The sequence below is a fragment of the Synechococcus sp. CS-1328 genome, assembly GCF_025128095.1.
Lineage (GTDB): Bacteria > Cyanobacteriota > Cyanobacteriia > PCC-6307 > Cyanobiaceae > CBW1002.
In genome coordinates this window covers 1-3,091 of sequence record NZ_JAHLYT010000001.1, presented here as the reverse complement: position 1 = coordinate 3,091, position 3,091 = coordinate 1, and the positions used below count along the sequence as shown (strand labels likewise).

The 3,091-nt window shown below is 62.5% G+C and carries 3 protein-coding genes; all 3 read right to left on the bottom strand.

What is annotated here, in order from left to right:
- Positions 1-491: 491 nt before the first annotated feature.
- Complete coding sequence (locus KQ310_RS00015; RefSeq protein ID WP_259719749.1) at positions 492-1,268, bottom strand: SDR family NAD(P)-dependent oxidoreductase; 777 nt, start codon at positions 1,266-1,268, stop codon at positions 492-494.
- A gap of 650 nt (positions 1,269-1,918) precedes the next feature.
- Positions 1,919-2,161 (bottom strand): hypothetical protein, encoded by a 243-nt coding sequence (locus KQ310_RS00010; protein WP_259719748.1) that lies wholly within the window; start codon positions 2,159-2,161, stop codon positions 1,919-1,921.
- 212 nt (positions 2,162-2,373) lie between these two features.
- Complete coding sequence (locus KQ310_RS00005) at positions 2,374-3,039, bottom strand: transposase (protein WP_259719747.1); 666 nt, start codon at positions 3,037-3,039, stop codon at positions 2,374-2,376.
- Positions 3,040-3,091 lie beyond the last annotated feature (52 nt).

Below are 3,091 nucleotides of genomic sequence, written 5' to 3'. Positions count from 1 at the left end.
TGGGAGCTGGTGGCAACAGCTGTTCCCCAATGGCAATTCCACCTGGTTGAACGAGGTGACCCGCAATGAAATCTTCGTTCCCCTCAGGGCGACCTGTCAGCCGCCGCTGGAGGGTGAGGTGGGCTATTGCAGGCCACCTGACTGAAGGGAGCGCCGCCATCCCCGTCCACCGATCAGACCTGGTCGTCCGGCCTGCACCGAGGACTGGCGCCGGCTGACGAGCAACAGGCAGCTTCAGAGAACGGGCAGCACTGGGGCGCCTGCATCAGCTCCGGCGGACGAATCTATAGCTTGCTGGACAACCAACAGTTGGACCAGATTGACCCAAGCAAGTCAGGATGTACGCCTTTGGCCATGAAGAGTCTTTGAATAGAAGCGGGTTAGCTGCTGATATAGATCATCCAGATTCCGGCTTCGATGTTGGGAATGGTGAGGGGGTGGTGAAGGCAGGCTGCTTCAGCGCCTGGTTGGGCCCAGTTGCTTTGCATCCATCAGCCAAGAACGAATCCGCCATCTGCCACCAGCGTCGCGCCTGTGATCTTTGAGGCTTGTAGCGAGCAAAGGAACAAGACACTGTCCGCAATGCCCTGGGGTGAGAGGATTCCTCCCAGCGGTAAACCGGCCGCCAGGCTTTCTGCGGTCATCGGTGCGTCCGTCTGCGCTGTGCTCTCGAGGTGGCCAGTCAGCATCGGCGTCAAGACAGGTCCGGGGGACACCTCGTTGATCCGGATGCCCCATTCCGCGCACTCTGCAGCCACTGAGCGGGTCAACATGGTCACCGCGCTCCTGCTGGCGTTGTAGAGACTGTTCCCCCGGAACGGACGTTGCCCGGCGACTGATCCGACGTTGACGATTGCGCCCCCGCCGCCGCTTCGCATCGCGAGCACCTCTTCGTGCAGGCACAGGAACAGGCCCCGCACATTCGCGTCGAAGATGCAGTCGAAATCTGCGGCGGTGTAGTCGAGGAAACCGGCGCTCCGATCGACCCCCGCACAGTTCGCCGCGCAGTCGAGCCGTCCGTAGCGATCCAGCGCCGTCCGCACCCCGCCCGTGACCTGGGTTTCGTCGCCAAGGTCCATCGGCAGGAACAGGAAGGTGCCGCCTTCAGCCTCAACCAAGCGCTGTGTTTCAGCCCCTCGTGTGATGTTCCGACCGCAACCGATCACCGTCGCGCCCTCCCGTGCGAAGGCGAGTGCCACCCCCCGTCCGATACCGGAGGTTGCACCGGTGACAAAGGCGATCTTGTCTTCAAAGGTGCGGAAAGGCATCGATCAACTCAGTGAGGACACTCAGGGGGCCAACACGTCACTTGGCATGTGACACCACCACCGATGGCTGATGGCCTGCCCTGGGGCGAGGTCCCGGCACCATGATCTGCCATCTGACCCGCCTGCGCTGCGAACGGTGCCAGGACTCAGCGGCTGGGTGCGCCAATTTCAGGCCATGGTGCACCCCCGGACGGCACAGCCCCTGGTCGTTACCACGGGAAATCCGCCGCAGGTTTTGCGCTCAGGTTGCGCTCAAGCGGCGGGACAAGACTGGCAGGCTTCAGGGACGAAGCCTGAGATCCCTTGCACCACAGGGCTTTTGATAAGTGCGCGATGCCGGGTTCGAACCAGCGACATCCTGCTTGTAAGCGATGACTTCGGCACTGTCAGGCCAGTCGCTTCCAAAGCCAATCGTGGCGAGAGCACCTCAGTCCCCACGAACGACACGAGGGAACAGGCGTCAGCATCCGGGCCAGCCAGCTCCTGAGCAGCTTCGCCATCAGCCAGGTCTGATGCTCCAGCAGCGGACCACCGGCCGAGGCGATCAACCGACACGGCGATGCGGACCCGGCCGACCCCTTTTGTTTCACCCTCAACATCCGCTGGTCCGCCATCGGATGCGGCCGCGACTGCTATCAAGCGGACAACGGTCAGGCTTCAGCGGCGAGGCCGAGCTTGATCAGTTCACCGTGCTGCTCCTCGACCATCACACGGCTCAGGGGGCCCCAGTCGGCATCGAAGTCTTCACCGAAGATCGCATCCAGGAACGGCTGCTGGCGCCACTCCTGACCGCCGAGCCAAACCTCCTCGGGCATCCCCGGGAGATCCCGCCAGATGCGAGCAAGGCCCACAATCTTGCCGTCGTCGTCAATCTTCCCGTAGTAGTCGGGCACTTCCAGTCCTCCCGTTGGTTTCGTGGTGGGGCCAATTACCTTGAAGCATCCGCTTCGACAGGTCCTTCTTGATTCAAGAGCAATACGCGTAATACACCAGGGGATGAAAACCAGAAGTACCCGTTCAGGGGCCGTGACGCAGCAGCGCAGCATTCCACCCTTGATCACTGATCAACGAGCGGCCAGAGACACCGCGATCGATGACAGCCGATTCAGGGATTCGGCAACAGCGATGGCATCTTGCCGCCGCGATGATGGGCGATCAAGGCCTGCTCCAGGAACTGCCAGATATCACGGCCCTGTTGCCGCAGGCTGGTGGTGACTGTGAGCAATCGACTGCGGCAGATCGCACCCTGGCGGGATTGGACGCCATGGCTGATCTTGCGCTGAATCACCGAATGGCGCAGGGCACGTACTCCTGCGGAGAAGACTTCGTCTACGGCAGCATTGTTGGTGGGTTCGATCCCTTCAATCTCCAGGAAGGTCCAGAGGCCATCAGCCACCTGGAGCAACTGCCGGCAGGTGCCAACCGTTTTGGCCCACGGCGTTCGCTCGCCGCGCTGGCAGCCCAGCTCCACCACCCGTTGCAGCGTGCCCACAGACGCCTGGCGGATCGGCCGGCAGCCCTGCTGCAACGTGGACCAGTCGATCGTTCCGTCTTTGTAGCGGTGCCACTGGGCAAACAGCTGCTGCTGCAGGCCCAGCAGCTCCGATCCGAACTCGGCGTTGGCGCCCGGGCGTTCGGCGATGGCGGTGAGATCGCGGATCACGTGCGCCCAGCACAGCTGGCGCTGCTCCAGGAGGAGATGGTTGTAGGCGGAGAAGCGATCACTCACCACGCCGGGTGGCCCCGGGGAACTTCCCCCCGAGGCTCCCACAGATCCGTACGTGACACTCTCGCGTCATACGGCTCCTGTTATCCCAACATTG

What these genes read in the sequence shown, in the direction of transcription:
- KQ310_RS00015 (WP_259719749.1), bottom strand. Translation starts at nt 1,268, where the DNA reads ATGCCTTTCCGCACCTTTGAAGACAAGATCGCCTTTGTCACCGGTGCA.